We start from the raw sequence: 358 nt of genomic DNA, 5'->3' as shown, positions 1-358 counted from the left end.
GGTCTTCTCATCGCCAGATTGTAAATCTTTGGTCACGATGGTCATTGGCAACCTAAAGTCACCAGAGTAGTTTGGTGGCAAGTTCAACAACAAACCTGAGGAATCGACGGTTGTACCCTGTTCAACCGTTGTCTCGTAAACATATTTCCCGTTCACAAAGTCAACATCACTTCTTCCCGACAGGCTAATCGGGAATGATGTAGTAGCATCAATGACCAGGATACCATCAATGATCACCGTCACTTGGTCAGGAGAATCATCACGGCCCGTAAAGCTCAAAATGCCATTGAGTGCCGCGCCGAGATCAAGTTGAGTATCTTCAACCGCATCGATAACGCTGTCTTGAACAATGGAGATC

General features: G+C 46.4%; 1 protein-coding gene. It reads right to left on the bottom strand.

Annotated features, from left to right (window positions below):
• Positions 1 to 358: hypothetical protein (locus AB4512_RS25450; RefSeq protein ID WP_372176236.1), on the bottom strand; the 358-nt coding region annotated here is incomplete at both ends.

Origin of the sequence: Vibrio sp. 10N.222.52.B7, from assembly GCF_041474275.1 — a bacterium.
In the GTDB taxonomy this organism is placed as follows: domain Bacteria; phylum Pseudomonadota; class Gammaproteobacteria; order Enterobacterales; family Vibrionaceae; genus Vibrio; species Vibrio crassostreae_C.
The sequence above is the reverse complement of the archived record's forward strand: the minus strand, read 5'-3'. Positions and strand labels throughout refer to the sequence as shown.